This is a genomic window from Roseinatronobacter monicus (assembly GCF_006716865.1).
Lineage (GTDB): Bacteria > Pseudomonadota > Alphaproteobacteria > Rhodobacterales > Rhodobacteraceae > Roseinatronobacter > Roseinatronobacter monicus.
On sequence record NZ_VFPT01000001.1, the window covers coordinates 2,741,450 to 2,755,207 of the forward strand.

14 protein-coding genes are annotated in these 13,758 nt (G+C 58.1%); 9 read left to right on the forward strand and 5 right to left on the reverse strand.

Going from position 1 to position 13,758, the window contains the following annotated elements; translation table 11 throughout:
- Positions 1–33: 33 nt before the first annotated feature.
- The 6 genes from BD293_RS13060 (at position 34) to BD293_RS13085 (ending at position 6,072) form a co-directional block, all read left to right on the forward strand.
- Complete coding sequence (locus tag BD293_RS13060; RefSeq protein ID WP_142082411.1) at positions 34–984, forward strand: PRC-barrel domain-containing protein; 951 nt, start codon at positions 34–36, stop codon at positions 982–984.
- A gap of 529 nt (positions 985–1,513) precedes the next feature.
- Positions 1,514–2,062, forward strand: coding sequence for a cytochrome c oxidase assembly protein (locus BD293_RS13065; protein WP_246086297.1), 549 nt, complete (start codon positions 1,514–1,516; stop codon positions 2,060–2,062).
- Entirely contained in the window at positions 2,059–2,565 is a 507-nt protein-coding gene (locus tag BD293_RS13070; protein ID WP_142082413.1) for a CopD family protein, read from the forward strand. Before BD293_RS13065 ends, BD293_RS13070 begins: the two co-directional genes overlap by 4 nt.
- Positions 2,562–3,245: a cytochrome c oxidase subunit II gene (gene coxB, locus BD293_RS13075; RefSeq protein WP_142082415.1), complete on the forward strand. Its 684-nt coding sequence runs from the start codon at positions 2,562–2,564 to the stop codon at positions 3,243–3,245. Before BD293_RS13070 ends, coxB begins: the two co-directional genes overlap by 4 nt.
- Positions 3,242–5,776: a cytochrome c oxidase subunit I gene (gene ctaD, locus BD293_RS13080; protein ID WP_142082416.1), complete on the forward strand. Its 2,535-nt coding sequence runs from the start codon at positions 3,242–3,244 to the stop codon at positions 5,774–5,776. Before coxB ends, ctaD begins: the two co-directional genes overlap by 4 nt.
- Positions 5,773–6,072 (forward strand): hypothetical protein, encoded by a 300-nt coding sequence (locus BD293_RS13085; RefSeq protein ID WP_142082418.1) that lies wholly within the window; start codon positions 5,773–5,775, stop codon positions 6,070–6,072. Before ctaD ends, BD293_RS13085 begins: the two co-directional genes overlap by 4 nt.
- A 266-nt stretch (positions 6,073–6,338) precedes the next feature.
- Here BD293_RS13085 and BD293_RS13090 read toward each other — a convergent pair whose 3' ends face one another.
- From BD293_RS13090 to BD293_RS22720, 3 genes are all read right to left on the reverse strand, one after another.
- Positions 6,339–6,626, reverse strand: a complete 288-nt coding sequence (locus BD293_RS13090; protein ID WP_142082420.1) for a hypothetical protein — start codon at positions 6,624–6,626, stop codon at positions 6,339–6,341.
- Positions 6,627–7,007: 381 nt separating this feature from the next.
- Positions 7,008–8,156, reverse strand: coding sequence for a phospholipase D-like domain-containing protein (locus BD293_RS13100; protein ID WP_170207136.1), 1,149 nt, complete (start codon positions 8,154–8,156; stop codon positions 7,008–7,010).
- Complete coding sequence (locus BD293_RS22720; RefSeq protein WP_170207137.1) at positions 8,153–8,290, reverse strand: hypothetical protein; 138 nt, start codon at positions 8,288–8,290, stop codon at positions 8,153–8,155. The genes BD293_RS13100 and BD293_RS22720 overlap by 4 nt, the downstream gene beginning before the upstream one ends.
- A gap of 142 nt (positions 8,291–8,432) precedes the next feature.
- Between BD293_RS22720 and BD293_RS13105 the strand changes: the two genes are divergently transcribed.
- Positions 8,433–9,605: an AI-2E family transporter gene (locus BD293_RS13105; protein ID WP_170207138.1), complete on the forward strand. Its 1,173-nt coding sequence runs from the start codon at positions 8,433–8,435 to the stop codon at positions 9,603–9,605.
- Positions 9,606–9,722: 117 nt separating this feature from the next.
- On the opposite strand, the gene BD293_RS13110 is transcribed toward BD293_RS13105, so the two are convergent.
- The gene (locus tag BD293_RS13110) at positions 9,723–9,920 is read right to left on the reverse strand and encodes a CsbD family protein (protein WP_142082428.1); all 198 of its coding nucleotides are present in this window, start codon (positions 9,918–9,920) and stop codon (positions 9,723–9,725) included.
- A gap of 163 nt (positions 9,921–10,083) precedes the next feature.
- On the opposite strand from BD293_RS13110, the gene BD293_RS13115 reads away from it, so the two are divergent.
- Complete coding sequence (locus BD293_RS13115) at positions 10,084–10,968, forward strand: DMT family transporter (protein WP_142082430.1); 885 nt, start codon at positions 10,084–10,086, stop codon at positions 10,966–10,968.
- A gap of 192 nt (positions 10,969–11,160) precedes the next feature.
- Positions 11,161–11,367 (forward strand): cold-shock protein, encoded by a 207-nt coding sequence (locus tag BD293_RS13120; protein ID WP_071468711.1) that lies wholly within the window; start codon positions 11,161–11,163, stop codon positions 11,365–11,367.
- Between the two features lie 110 nt (positions 11,368–11,477).
- On the opposite strand, the gene BD293_RS13125 is transcribed toward BD293_RS13120, so the two are convergent.
- Positions 11,478–13,712 (reverse strand): hybrid sensor histidine kinase/response regulator, encoded by a 2,235-nt coding sequence (locus BD293_RS13125; protein ID WP_142082432.1) that lies wholly within the window; start codon positions 13,710–13,712, stop codon positions 11,478–11,480.
- Between the last annotated feature and the right edge of the window lie 46 nt (positions 13,713–13,758).

Sequence of the window (13,758 nt, forward strand, 5' to 3'; positions counted from 1 at the left end):
TTAGGAGGCCGAGTGAATGATAGGAGTAGTGTTATGAACAAGTTTATGCTTACAACCGCGATTGTCGCAGTCACCTCGATGGGGGCCGTTGCACAAACAGCTGATACGGACACAGCACAGTCATCAGAGAATGTTCCGGCGTTTCTGGCCACAGACTTTACTGGCAAGGACCTGTATACGCTGGATACTGAAGAAACACGCGCTCTGACAGAGGGCGAGATGGCTGAAGATCAGAGTGCCTGGGAACGCACCAGCGCACGCTGGGGCAGTGGCGAGGTCTTTACCTCTGGACGCGAGTCTTGGGAAAATGTCGGTAATATCGACGACATCATCATGACGATGGACGGTGAAATCCGGGGCATCCTGATCGACGTGGGTGGCTTTCTGGGCATCGGTGCACGCAGCGTGATGGTTGATATTGATGATCTGTATTTCGTCAATGACGATCCTGAGGCCGAAGGTATTGATGACTTCTTCGTTGTGGCGACCATGACAGAAGAGCAGTTGGAAGCGCTGCCCGAATGGAGCGAAGACCAACTCACAATGGGCTTTGAACAACGCGCTCATCAGGACGCCAGTGTCGGGGCAGGCGCAACTATGGGGCATGATGACGATGTCGCCATGGATGCCACAGGCACCGAGCCAACTGACATGCAGACCCAGCACGAAGCCCGCACAGAAGTGCCGGATGGATATCAGGTAATGGGCGCAGAAGAGCGCACCGCTGACCGCCTGCTTGGAGCCGATGTGTATGGCCGCGAAGGTGAAAACGTCGCCACTGTGGACGATCTTGTCCTTGGTGACACTGGCGAAGTGACACATGCAGTTATTGACGTGGGTGGTTTCCTTGGAATGGGAGAACACACTGTCGCACTGGAGATTGATGATATCGACATTCTCTGGAACGACGCCGATGGCGATGTCCGCGTTCAACTGCCGATGACACAGGAAGAGCTGGAAAGCCTGCCCGAATACGAGAGCTGATCTTTCCGCGCCTGTAACGAGTGTTGCGTAACGAGTATCAAGGCCCGCCGAAAGGCGGGCCTGTTTTACGTGCAGGGCATCGCATCAAATTCTGTTGGAACCAACTGATCTGGACCGCGTTGTATCGACAGACTTGCATTTCTGCCGCTTGGGAACAGAAAAGGATCAGATATGCGCGGTGTTTTGTTATGGTTTGTGGGGGTTCCCATCCCCGTAATTATCCTGTTGTTCCTTTTTGGGTTGCTATGAGTTTTGCGGCGACCCCTGCAAGCGGCCCGTAGAGACAGCGCGTTGCGGCTGCATTTAACCGACACTTATGGGACCATCATAACGAAATGAGACCAAGAATATTTTACCAGACATGACCAGTATGACACCATATTGCGGCCCTGCACCCGAGCGGACTGATTGGTTTGGGGCATGGAATTTTGACCCTTATCTGCTGACTGCGCTACTTGTATTGTGTCTATGGGGCGCATTAACCCTGCGCCATCAGCAACGGGACCGAAAAGGCGCGGCGACACTCGCTATGGGTGCAGCGCTGCTTGCCTTCGTATCGCCCTTATGTGCGATGACGGTTGCGTTGTTCTCGGCGCGCACATTGCATCATCTGGTGGTGTTCGGGCTTCTTGCACCGGCCTTGGCGCTGGCCTTTCCCATTCGCAAGGTCCCGGTTGTGGCCAGCTTTGCAGCTCTGTCAGCCGCGCTGTGGTTGTGGCATATCCCGCAGGTATACAGCGCCGCATGGGACAGTGCGCTGGTTTACTGGGCCATGCAGGCGGCGCTGATCTTGCCCGCTTGGGCCTTCTGGTCGGTTATTCTTGGCCGCAGCAAGCTGGAACATGTGGTCTGGCTGGTTCCGCTGGTGGGGCAAATGGGCCTGCTTGGGGCGCTATTGACCTTTGCGCAGCGCCCGTTTTACCTTGAACATCTGACCCATGCCGAGCGCTTCGGGCTGTCAGCGCTGCAGGACCAACAGCTTGCGGGCCTGATCATGTGGGTGCCCGGCATGATCCCTGTGGCCATTCTGGCCGGAATTATGGCGCAGCGCGTGTTGCGCCGGGACATGCACATATGATTGCGGCATTGAAGGCGGCGCATATCATCGCCTTGTCCATCTGGTGTGCCGGACTGATCCTGCTGCCGATCCTGCTGCATATCTATGGGCGCAGGCCAGAGATGCGCAGTCAGGCCGGATTCACCGAATTTCGATGGCTGACGCATTACAGTTATATCGCTGTCATCACCCCTGCGGCGGTGATCGCTGTGTCAGTCGGAACAGTCCTGATCTTCGCATTGGAGGTGCTGAACGCCTGGATGCTGGCCAAGCTGATCGCGGTGGCGGGCATGGTGCTGCTGCATGCGTGGATGGGGCATCTGATCGTGCAGGCCGGCGAGGGGCGCGGTGACTTTCACTTGCCGATGGCGGGGCTTTCGCTGCTGGCGCTGGTGCCGCTGATCGGCTTGGTGCTGTGGCTGGTGCTTGCCAAACCATCCTTGGAGGAGCTGATCGCACTGCTGCCGTCAATCCTGCAAGAGCCGCGTGGCAACCCGATACCCGCAAGGTTTAATCCCCTATGACCCGCCCTGCCCTGTTATTGCTTGCAACCACTTTGCTGGCCGCCTGCGATGGCCCGCTATCAACGCTGCGCCCCTCTGGCCCGATTGCAGCCGATATTGCGTGGCTGTGGTGGGTGATGCTGGCGGGGGCTGTGCTGATTACGGTTTTTGTGCTGGTCTTGCTGGTCCTCGCATTCGGTGCGCCGCGCCGTGTGCAGGCACGGATCTGGACGCATGGGCTGGGCCTGTGGTTCTCGCTGGTGATCCTGAGCGCGGTTCTGGGGGCTGGTCTGTGGGTGGGCGAGCGTATTTTGCCGCGCGATGATGGCGCGGTCACAGTGCAGGCCCATGCGTTTCAATGGGGGTGGGAGTTCACGCATACCGATGCAGACGGGCAAGAGGTGCAGACAGCCAATCTGCTGCACATCCCCGCGGGCCAGCCCGTTGATGTGCTGATCACATCAGAGGATGTGATCCATTCCTTCTGGGTGCCACAGCTTGCAGGCAAGATGGACGCCATCCCTGGCCGCACCAACCGCACCCGGATCGAGGCCGATGCCCCTGGCGTTTATGAAGGCCTATGCGCCGAGTTTTGCGGCATCGGGCACGCGCGCATGCGCTTTTCCGTGCAGGCGCATACGGACTGGCCGCCCGACTGGTCCGAGGAAGCTGACACCGACACGCAGGAGGGCGCGCCATGACCGATGCCACCACCCCGACTGTGGCCCCAGAGCGTGCGGCACCCGTCACGCTTGCGCGCAACCCGTCCCAGCGCGCCTTGGGGCTGCACCGGGAATTGACGCGGGTCTGGCGCAATGATCGCGGACTTTGGGGGCAGATAACAGCGGTGAACCACACCACGCTGGGGCTGCGCTTTATGGGCACCGCGCTGATCTTTTTTGCCATTGGCGGCATTCTGTCCATGCTGATCCGCGCTCAGCTTGCCACGCATGAAGGCGCGTTTCTGGATACTGACCTGTATAACCAGATCTTCACCATGCATGGCAGCATCATGATGTTTCTCTTCGCCATTCCCATGCTGGAAGGGCTGGGCATCTGGCTGTTGCCAAAACTGCTGGGCACCCGCGACATGGCTTTTCCGCGTCTGACAGCCCTTGGCTACTGGTGCTATCTGTTTGGCGGGCTGATCATGCTGACCGCGCTTTTATTCGGCGTGGCGCCGCATGATGGCTGGTTCATGTACACGCCGCTGTCAGATGCCACCCATTCCCCCGGCATAAATGCCGATGTCTGGCTGCTGGGCGTCACCTTTGTGGAAATTTCGGCCGTTGCGGCGGCGGTCGAGATTACCGTCACCATTCTGCGCCAGCGCGCGCCGGGAATGCGGCTGACCGAAATGCCGCTATTTGCGTGGTATATGCTGGGCACAAGCGTGATGATGCTGGTGGGCTTTCCGCCCCTGATTGCGGGCTCGGTCCTGCTGGAGTTGGAGCGCGCCTTTGGCTGGCCGTTCTTTGACCCGACACGCGGGGGTGATCCGCTGCTGTGGCAACACCTGTTCTGGCTGTTTGGCCACCCGGAGGTGTATATTATTTTTCTGCCTGCTGCGGGCGCGATGTCGATGATCATTCCCGTCATGTGCCGCACGACGATTCTGGGATACGGGGCGATAGTCGCGGCCATATTGGCGCTGGTCTTTCTGTCTTTCGGGCTGTGGGTGCATCACATGTTCACGGTCGGCATTCCGCATATGGCGCTGGCGTTTTTCTCGGCGGCGTCCGTGCTGGTGGCCGTGCCCACGGCAGTGCAGGTTTTCGCGTGGATCGGCACCATGTGGAAGGGACGGCCAGAGATGCATCTGCCGATGTATCACATCCTTGGCTTTTTCCTGACCTTCGTGATGGGCGGGCTGACAGGCGTGATGCTGGCCATCGTGCCGTTCAACTGGCAGGCCCATGACACGGCCTTTGTCACAGCCCATCTGCATTATGTGCTGATCGGCGGCTTTGTCTTTCCGATGATGGCGGCAGCAACCTATTGGTTGCCCCTGATTTCGGGCAAGCGCCGCATCAAGGGCTTGGGCGAAGCAGCGTTCTGGGTGATCCTGCTGGGGTTTCACGGCACGTTCTTCATCATGCATCTGACCGGATTGCTGGGGATGCCGCGCCGGATAGATGTCTATCCTGACAACCCCGAATGGGTCTGGCTGAACCTGACCTCGTCCATCTTCAGTTTCGTGCTGACCATCGGGTTTGCAATGTTCGTGCTGGACTTGATCCTGCAAGTGACGCTTGGCAAACGCGAACGCCGCGATCCGTGGCGCGCACCGACGCTGGATTGGGCCATGCCGATCCCGTCGCCCAGCTATAACTTCGCCTCGATCCCGACACCGCAGCAACTTGGCCACACGGCGCACAACACCGTCTTGTCTTTGGCGCGCGGTGAAGGGGCGCTGCCGGGTGCCCCAAGGGGGCGGCGGGAATTGCTGGTCACATCCGTGGGCGATGCGCAGCCCCATCACGTGGCCCTCCTGCCCGGCAATACGGCCCTGCCCTTGGGGCTGTCGGCAAGTATCGGGGTGTTTGTGGTCCTAATGCTGGCCGGCCAATATGCGCTTGCCGGATTGGCGCTGGTGCCTGTGGCGGTGCTGATCTGGGTCTGGGCGCGCGGCATGGCCCCTGCGGGCGATCTGGGGCGGGTGCTTGTCGCACCTGACCTGCGCCTGCCGGTTCACCACCGTGTGCATCCCAGCCTTGGCAGAACCGGCCTGAGTGCGTTTTTGGTGGCAAATGGCACGTTGTTCGTCTCGTTGATGTTCGGGGTAGCGTTCTTGTCTGTCGTCACCCCCGCGAGCGTGCCGCCAGGTGCAGGGGCGCAAACCCTGCCCGGCGCGCTTGGCCTTGGCCTCATAGCCATCGCGCTGGCACTGGCCGCAGGGGTTGCGCGCACGCCCACGCGCGGCGCTGTTGCCCTGACACTGGGCTTGAACCTTGTGGGGCTGCTGGCGTTGTTATGGCTCGCGCTCAGCCAGATGGATGACCCCACGCGCCATGCGCGCGATGCCTTGCGCGCGGTTCTTGCGGGCTATGTCGGGCTGCATATACTAGTGGCAGCGGCGATGGCGGCGTTTGTGCTGGACCAGTTCCGGCGCAGGGAAATTGACGCGCAAACCCAAGGTGCGCTGAGCGCGTGGCAACTTTGGCAAGGCTTCACGACGGCTGTCGCGCTAATCTCGGTGGTGGTGCTTGGCGCGCAGGTGGTGCTGTCATGAGGTGGCTTGCGCATCTGATCGCAGGCCCGACACTTTGGGCACTCGTGTTCAGCCTTGTCTATGGCGCGCATGGTTGGGCCTGTGCCGCCCAAACCAGCCCAGAGGGGCTTGGTTCCGCAAGCCGTATGATGCTGGTTTCGCTTTGGGTGCTGGGGCTGATTGCCTTCATTCCCTTGTTGCGTATTGCCCCCACTGGGCCGCACCTGCGCCACAAATTGCCGCGCGCCGCCACTTGGATCGGGCTGGGGGCCACAGTTTTCACCCTGTTCCCCGTGGTTGCCATCACAAGCTGCTAAAAGAAAGAACCCGCCTTGCCACGAGGGAACGAGCAAGGCGGGCCAGTCAGGTCTGAGAGGTATCGGGAGGAATAGATACGCCCCAATAACCGAACGGGAACATTAGCCTAACAAACGCAGAAACCAATGGTTCCGCCACTTTTGAAAATTTCTTAAGATCAACAGTCATATGCTTGTGAACTCATGCACGTGACCGCAGCAAACCCCGCGCCCTGATGGGCGCGGGGTTTTGCCTTTGGCGGTCAGAACAATCGGGTTGCGGGCGTTCAGTCCCCTGCCGGTGGCACCGGATCTTCCTCTAACGCAGGGTCCGGCTCCTCAATCTGGGGGGCACCTGTGTCATCTGGCCCAGAAACAGACCCTTCAGCAGGAATACCTGTTGCGTCTTGGGCTTGCTCAGGGGGGGCCTGATCCGCTTCAGGCGTTCCCATCATAGTCTGGCTGATAAACCAGCCCAAAAGCAGGACCGCCACAGTGACACCAAGCGCCATACCGATCAGCGGACCCTTGTGGCGCTTTTTCTGCTTTTTCAGGTTTGTGTCGGGAGGGGTCATAAATTTTCCTTTCCCCGCCACCTGTGTCCAACCCAAAAATTACTGTGATGGAAATGGCAGGCGGCGTGTTTCCGCATGTGGGTTTCACAATCTAAACGCAGAACCCACGATCAGGTTCCGTGCCGCGCTATGGCAGGAATGTCGCAAATTGCGAAAACCACCTCTGGCGGCGGAACCGAATGACCGGCCAGCCATTTTGTAAGCTCAACCGCAGCATGAAACCCACCTGCAAGACAGAAAGACACATGAGTACCCCTATGACCCAGATGCAGCAAATTGACGCGAATTTGCGTCGCTCGTATCAGCTCGACCCAACGGGCGGGTTGCCAGATACGCTGGCGGACCTGCTGGACCGCTTCGATGAGGTGGATCGCGGGGTGGCTAAAGATGTGGGCGCAACCACCCCAGAACAGCCGTCTGCGCATGTTCCAGCCAGCCAATCCTATCAAGATCAGCCTCGCTCACCAATGGGGCAACTGCGCAATCTGTTTCAAAGATACGGATTTGCTCGGCCACGAAACCAGCGTCGTACACGTTAAGGTTCGCCTCGTCATTCAACCGGAAAGAGCGTTCATCGAAATTGGCTGACCCGACCGAAGCCCAGCAGTCATCTACAATTATCAGCTTGGCATGCAGAAATGTCGGCGCATATTCGTGAATCTGAACGCCTGCGGCCAGCAATTTGCGCCAAGCCAAACGTGACACGCGACGCACCAGCCAAGAATCCGTGTGTTTGCCCGCAATCAGCAAGTCGACTTTGACCCCCCGCGCGCGCGCCTCAAGCAATTGCGCGATGGCCACCTTGTCAGGCACAAAATACGGCGTCGAGATGCGGATATGGTTTCGGGCAGCGGCCAGCGCCGTCATGAACATCAGGTGAATTTCATTGCGACTGCCGGTGTTGCTTTTGACCATCTGCACCTCGGCCTCGCCGACCTCGCGCAACAGCGGATAGAATGCTGGCCCGCGCAAGACCTCGCCACTGGCCTCGACCCAGTTATGCGCAAAGGCATTTTGCAACAGCGCCACCACTGGCCCTGTGACGCGGTAATGCGTGTCGCGCCATTCCTGCGCGTTGCGCGCATCGCCCATCCAGACATCGGCAATACCGACACCGCCGATAAAGCCTGCCTTGCCATCCACGACCAGCACCTTGCGATGCGTTCTGTTGTTCAGCCGCGACAGGGTGCGCGGGCGCATTGGGCGGAACATGCGCAGGTCCACACCGCCCTGATGCATCCGCTCAATCAGGTCATCATCCATCGGCAGGCCGCCGACCCAATCGATCAGCACCTTTACCGGAACCCCTGCCTGCGCACGCTCAATCAGCAGATCACAAAACCGGTTTGCGATCTGGCCACTCCAGTAAATATAGGTTTCAAACGTAATCGAATGCTGCGCCTGACTGATCGAGAACAGCATATCATCGAAGATGGCATCCCCGTTTATCAATGTCTCGATATGGTTGCCGCCAAGGATCGGGCTTCCGTACAGACCGGCCATGTCACGCTTGAACTGCGGGTCATTCACAGCGGCACCGGGCGGCGCAGCTCTCGACGATAGGGCATCAGCGCGATCAGAAAGAACCAAAACAGAAACAGCCCCAGCACCGCAGCAACTCCCGCGCGGATCTTCCGACGAAAACGATGCGGCAGTCGGGGCATGAAGGTCTCGCGCTTTGGAAATACTTTGGGATAACGCCAACCGCATCGGGTTGGTTCCCGTAATAATTTGTCACTACGGAACCTTACACGCATTCATGCGTTAGACAAATCACACACGTGCTTTTTAGCTCTGGAAAACACATTGCCCCCTTCCACGCCGAATTTCAAACCCCCTGACGCTTTGCGCGCAGCGCGGCATCCACCGGTGCCTGCGGGCGCAGTGGTTGGTATCTTCATCATCCTGCTGCTTGCGGCTGTGCAACATGCCCGCGAGTTTTTATTGCCCGTCGTCGTGGCGCTTTTGTTGTTCTTCGTCTTTGTGCCGGTGCAGCGCCGCCTGCAACGCATCGGATTGCCGGGGGCCGCGATTGCTGCGGTTCTGGTGCTGGGCCTTTTGGTGGGGATTGCGGCCATATTCTTCTTGCTGAGTGGCCCGGTTATGGAAGTGGCGAATAACCTGCCGGATATAGTGCAGGACATCACCGCCCGGATCGAAGCCGCGCGCGATGTTTTTCTGGCAATCGTCCAAGGGTTTCGCGCGGGCGAAGAGACGGACATCCCGCAATTGCGCCCTGCCCCTGCCGAGGCAATCGCAGAGAATGGCGAAAGTCAGGAAAGCGATCTGCTGATGAGCACTGTCAGCGGCGCGCTGGTCTATCTGGCCGAAACCCCCGCGATGGTCGCGCAGGTCATTTTCGCGCTGGTCCTGTTGTTCTTTTTGCTGTCATCCAGCGATTTAATCTATCTGAAGATCATCCAGAGCTTTGACGGCTTCGGAGAGAAGCGCGCCGCCTATAATGCGCTGCGCGAGGTGGAACAGAACCTTGGCGGCTATCTGGGCACAGTGTCATTTATCAATGCGGGCCTTGGCGTCAGCATAGGACTGGCAATGTGGGCGCTGGGTATGCCCGTGCCGTTGCTGTTCGCGGTGCTGGCATTTTTGCTGAACTTCATTCCCTATCTGGGCGCTGTGATGGGTGTTGTGCTGGCATCATTGGTGGCGCTGCTGTGGTACGATACATTGTTGAGCGTGTTAATGGTGGCAGGCGTCTATATGATGCTGACGACATTTGAAGGACAGTTGATAACCCCCAGCCTGCTGGCCAGACGGTTGCGCATGAACACGGTGCTTGTGTTTCTGTCGGTCGCGTTTTGGGCGTGGATGTGGTCATTTCTAGGAATGCTGATCGCGGTGCCGCTGCTGGTTGCCTTGCGTGTCATCTCGGAACAGATCCCCGGCTGGCGCAAATTCGCAAACCTCTTGTCGGGAGAGGCGCCGCCTGTCCCGGCCCCCCCGGAAATAGAAACGCTCTGATATTGGTGCGCGCGGTCGGATGGGCGTGCGTGAACCGCCTTGATTCCAGAATAACCTGTAAAATGGGTATCGTTTAATAGAAAACCGGCGCTGCAAGTTGCAGCGCCGGATAATCATTCAGCTCTTGGACGACCATTCGTCAACTTGCTTTTCAGCTTCGTCCTTGGCGATGCCGTATCTTTCCTGAATCTTGCCAACAAGCTTGTCGCGCTTGCCTGCGGCTTGATCCAGATCGTCATCGGTCAGCTTGCCCCATTGGTCTTTCGCGGAGCCCTTGATTTGCTTCCATTTACCTTCAATTTGATCCCAGTTCATGATCTTTCCCCTTTCAAAATGAGTATGCATCTACAACGCTCTGAACGGGTCAAGGTTCCCGCCTACATTGCGCTGTGGCAGACGTAACGCCGCGACAGGCAGCGCTCGTATCGGGGCGTGATCTCTGGTAGCGATGCTGTCTTGAGCATATCAGCGAGGCACCATGCGCCAGATCGTAACATTGAACGCACGGGAAACACCTTTGGCAATTCTGGCCATCTGTGCGGGCGTTGCGTTTCTTGTCGCCAATGATGCCGTCGCCAAAGTGTTGACCGACAGATACCCCCCCATCCAGATCGTCTTTTTGCGCAATCTTATCGCGGTGCCGATTATTGCCGCGTTGATTTTCGCCATGCTCGGCCCGCAGGCTATGCGCAGCAATCATTTGCGCCTGCATGCCCTGCGCGGGTTGCTGATGACGGCCGGGGCGTGGATGTATTTCACCGGTCTGATCTATCTGCCATTGGCCGTGGCCACGGCCCTTGTGTTTTCCGCGCCCATTTTCATCACCGCATTATCTGTGCCGCTGTTGCGCGAGCATGTGGGCTGGAAACGCTGGTCGGCGGTCCTGCTTGGGTTTGTGGGGGTGCTGGTGATTGTGCAACCCGGTGGCGCGACATTCCAGATGGCCGCGATCCTGCCGGTCGGAACGGCGCTGTGCTACGCCATATTCATGATAAGTGCCCGCTGGATCGACCGTGGCGAGCGGCTTTGGACGATGATGCTGTTCGCCATGCTCTTTCCGATGATCTATGCCGCCCCCATGGCTATAGCCTTTTGGGAACCCGTGCAGACAGCCGATATTGGCCTGTTCCTTGCGATTGCGGCCTTTGGCAGCCTTGGGCTGGCGCTGATCGGTCAGGCCTTTCGGCTGGCCCCGGCTGCCCTGGTCGCTCCGTTCGATTATACCGCACTGATCTGGGCCACCGGACTGGGCTGGCTGATCTGGAAAGACATTCCCGGCGTGACGACAATTGCCGGTGCGGCGATCATTGTTCTGAGCGGCGTCATCATCATCCTGCGCGAGTCCCGCCAAAGCGCAAACTGATCACCGGACCGCGCAAGTCTATCGGTTTATTTCCGGCGCCCCCCTTGCAATGCGTCTCGATACAAGTCATATGCAGGGTGCAAAGCTTCTTCATTCGATCTTCTGTCTCCTTTAGGCTTCAGTTGCGACTCTGACGACACTGAGCCAAGTCATCGCAATTCGCGGATGGCACTATCACAAGGAGATATCACGATGGCTAAAGGCACCGTGAAATGGTTTAACGCAACTAAAGGTTTCGGCTTCATCGCGCCCGAGCATGGTTCCAAGGACGTTTTCGTCCATGTTTCCGCTCTGGAGCGCGCTGGCATTCGCCAGTTGGATGACGGTCAGGCTGTACAGTTTGATCTGGAAAGCGACCGTAACGGCCGTGAATCTGCGACGAACCTGGTTCTTGCCTGAACATATGTTCAGACAATGTGACTTTGAAAGTGGGGGTGACGCAAGTCGCCCCCATTTTTTTTATGGCCTTCGCGGCCCAATCCCTTGGAAATCATGCCCCACAGGCAGGATCATTCCGCGACCTCAGCTTTTAGCACCTTGCTCAAGATGGCCTGCAATTCTGAACTTTTATAGGGTTTGCCAAGCACGGCGCTAAATCCCTTGCGCATATACTCTGCAATCTGGTCTTGCATGACATTGGCCGTAGCCGCGACAGCCAGCGGCGGGGCAACGCCCAAATCCAAGGCACGCTGCCGGATGGTGGCAAGCGCATCAATCCCGTCCATGACCGGCATTGATATATCGAACAAAAGCAGATCGAACGTGTCTGGCTGCCAACGCTCACACGCGTCTTGCCCATTGGTCGCAAATTCAGCCGTTAACCCCAGCTTCGTAAGCATCGCCGCCAATATCGCCGTATTCGTGCGGTTATCTTCGGCCACAAGCAGATGCAGACCCGTCCGCAAGCCCGTTGGTGCGGTCATGCTTTCAACCTGTACAGGGCCATCGCATTCCGCAAGCGGCAGTGGAATTTTCAGCTCCACCTGTGTGCCAAGGCCGGGTGTGCTGGATATCTTCAAGTCTCCATCCATCAATTCAACCAGCTTGCGCACGATAGACAGCCCCAGACCAGAGCCGCCAAAGCGACGGGTCACAGAATTGTCGGCTTGTTCAAACTCCTCAAATACACGGCCCAATTGGCCTTCGGTCATACCAAGCCCCGTATCATGGATACAGACCCGCAGCGTTTGCGCATCCGGCGCCTCTGCCTTGATGTTTACGCTGCCCGCTTCCGTGAACTTGACCGCATTCCCGATCAGATTTTCAAGAATCTGGCCCAGACGGTCACGATCCCCCATGCGCGCCCGATCCAGACCCGGACCCAAAGACAGCGTCAGATCAAGCCCCTTCATACGCGCGCTGGCACCATGCAAGCGCTCCATCCGCCGCAAAAGATCGATGGCGGCAAAGGGTTTGGAAGTTAGCGCCAGTTTCCCCGCCTCAATCCGCGCGAGATCCAAGATATCGTTTATAACCGTCAGCAGCGCATCGCCAGATTCGCGGATGGTGTCCAGCATCTGGATCTGGTCCTTGTTTAACGACGTTTGCGACAGCAACTCCGCCATCCCGAGGATTCCGTTCATCGGCGTTCGGATCTCGTGGCTCATATTGGCCAGAAACGCAGATTTGGCGCGGCTTGCGGCCTCGGCCTGCTCGCGCGCGGCATAAAGGCCGGTGACATCGGTGCGCAGGCCCACGCGCCCGCCATCCGCCGTTGGCTTTTCGTAATAGCGGATATAGCGCCCATCTGCGGTGCGCTGCTCGGCAGTGCCTTCGGCGCGGCGAAACTGCGCAAGGCGTTTTTCGATCCAATCCTGTTTCTGATCCAATGCCTCTGGAATCTGGCCGGTGCGCGCGGCGTATTCGACAATTTCGCGGAACGTGACGCCGGGTTTCAGGATGGACGACAGTTTCGAAAAGATTTCCCGATACCTGCTATTCGTCGCAACCAGACGTTCATCCGCATCAAAGATAACAAAGCCATCCTCGAGCGCCTCGATCGCCGATAGCAGTTGCTCTCTTGCTTGTTTGGTTTCCTGCTCGGACGCTTGCAATTGCCGATTGCGCTGCGTCAACAAAGCTTCTGCCTGCACACGGCGATGCAGTTGAAGCGCAAGTGCGGCCGTCATAAGTGCGAAAGCGACCACCACGAAATAGGTCACATTTCTTGCGTTTTGTTGCAGCAGCGCCAGGCTTTCGCGCTTTTCATCCGCTTCGGCGTTGAAAAAATGCAGCACATGCAGCGCAAATTCGCGCGTATCTTGGGACAAGTGCCGCAATTCTTCCTGCATCTGCGGCAATGCGGCCAAAAGCGCATCATCCGGCCCGTCGATCAAGGCGATATAGGTGTCAAGAAATGGCGGAAGCGGAAAATCAACCATGCCTTGAACGGTGGCACCATTCAGCGCGCGCCCGACAGCGCCAGCACTCATGATCTGGCTGCGACTGTACAGAACATCATATCTCAGGCGAACCTCGGCAATATGCTCTGCCGAGGGATCATGAAGTGCGCCAATCACAGCGACATGCAGACGGTGCACATCAACCTCGGCCTGACTGGAAGACCAATAGGCATTGTCAGCGCCGGTTGTCCTGAGGTCGTCAAACTTGTTGTCGATCAGATGGGCAAGCCAGATCAAGACCAGCACGCTGCTGACCAAAAACACCGGGATTAAGACCCACAGACCAACTTTCGTCAGCCTGTCCGGCATCAGTCCTTGCAGGCGTGCGGCATGTTTTTTCATGCATCACCCCGTGAATAACGGATATGGCAAGTGCATATCCGCCTGC

What these genes read in the sequence shown, in the direction of transcription:
- BD293_RS13085 (WP_142082418.1), top strand. Translation starts at nt 5,773, where the DNA reads ATGAGGTGGCTTGCGCATCTGATCGCAGGCCCGACACTTTGGGCACTC.
- BD293_RS13125 (WP_142082432.1), bottom strand. Translation starts at nt 13,712, where the DNA reads ATGAAAAAACATGCCGCACGCCTGCAAGGACTGATGCCGGACAGGCTG.
- BD293_RS13065 (WP_246086297.1), top strand. Translation starts at nt 1,514, where the DNA reads ATGGGTGCAGCGCTGCTTGCCTTCGTATCGCCCTTATGTGCGATGACG.
- coxB (WP_142082415.1), top strand. Translation starts at nt 2,562, where the DNA reads ATGACCCGCCCTGCCCTGTTATTGCTTGCAACCACTTTGCTGGCCGCC.
- ctaD (WP_142082416.1), top strand. Translation starts at nt 3,242, where the DNA reads ATGACCGATGCCACCACCCCGACTGTGGCCCCAGAGCGTGCGGCACCC.
- BD293_RS13060 (WP_142082411.1), top strand. Translation starts at nt 34, where the DNA reads ATGAACAAGTTTATGCTTACAACCGCGATTGTCGCAGTCACCTCGATG.
- BD293_RS13110 (WP_142082428.1), bottom strand. Translation starts at nt 9,920, where the DNA reads ATGAACTGGGATCAAATTGAAGGTAAATGGAAGCAAATCAAGGGCTCC.
- BD293_RS13090 (WP_142082420.1), bottom strand. Translation starts at nt 6,626, where the DNA reads ATGACCCCTCCCGACACAAACCTGAAAAAGCAGAAAAAGCGCCACAAG.
- BD293_RS22720 (WP_170207137.1), bottom strand. Translation starts at nt 8,290, where the DNA reads ATGCCCCGACTGCCGCATCGTTTTCGTCGGAAGATCCGCGCGGGAGTT.
- BD293_RS13115 (WP_142082430.1), top strand. Translation starts at nt 10,084, where the DNA reads ATGCGCCAGATCGTAACATTGAACGCACGGGAAACACCTTTGGCAATT.
- BD293_RS13070 (WP_142082413.1), top strand. Translation starts at nt 2,059, where the DNA reads ATGATTGCGGCATTGAAGGCGGCGCATATCATCGCCTTGTCCATCTGG.
- BD293_RS13120 (WP_071468711.1), top strand. Translation starts at nt 11,161, where the DNA reads ATGGCTAAAGGCACCGTGAAATGGTTTAACGCAACTAAAGGTTTCGGC.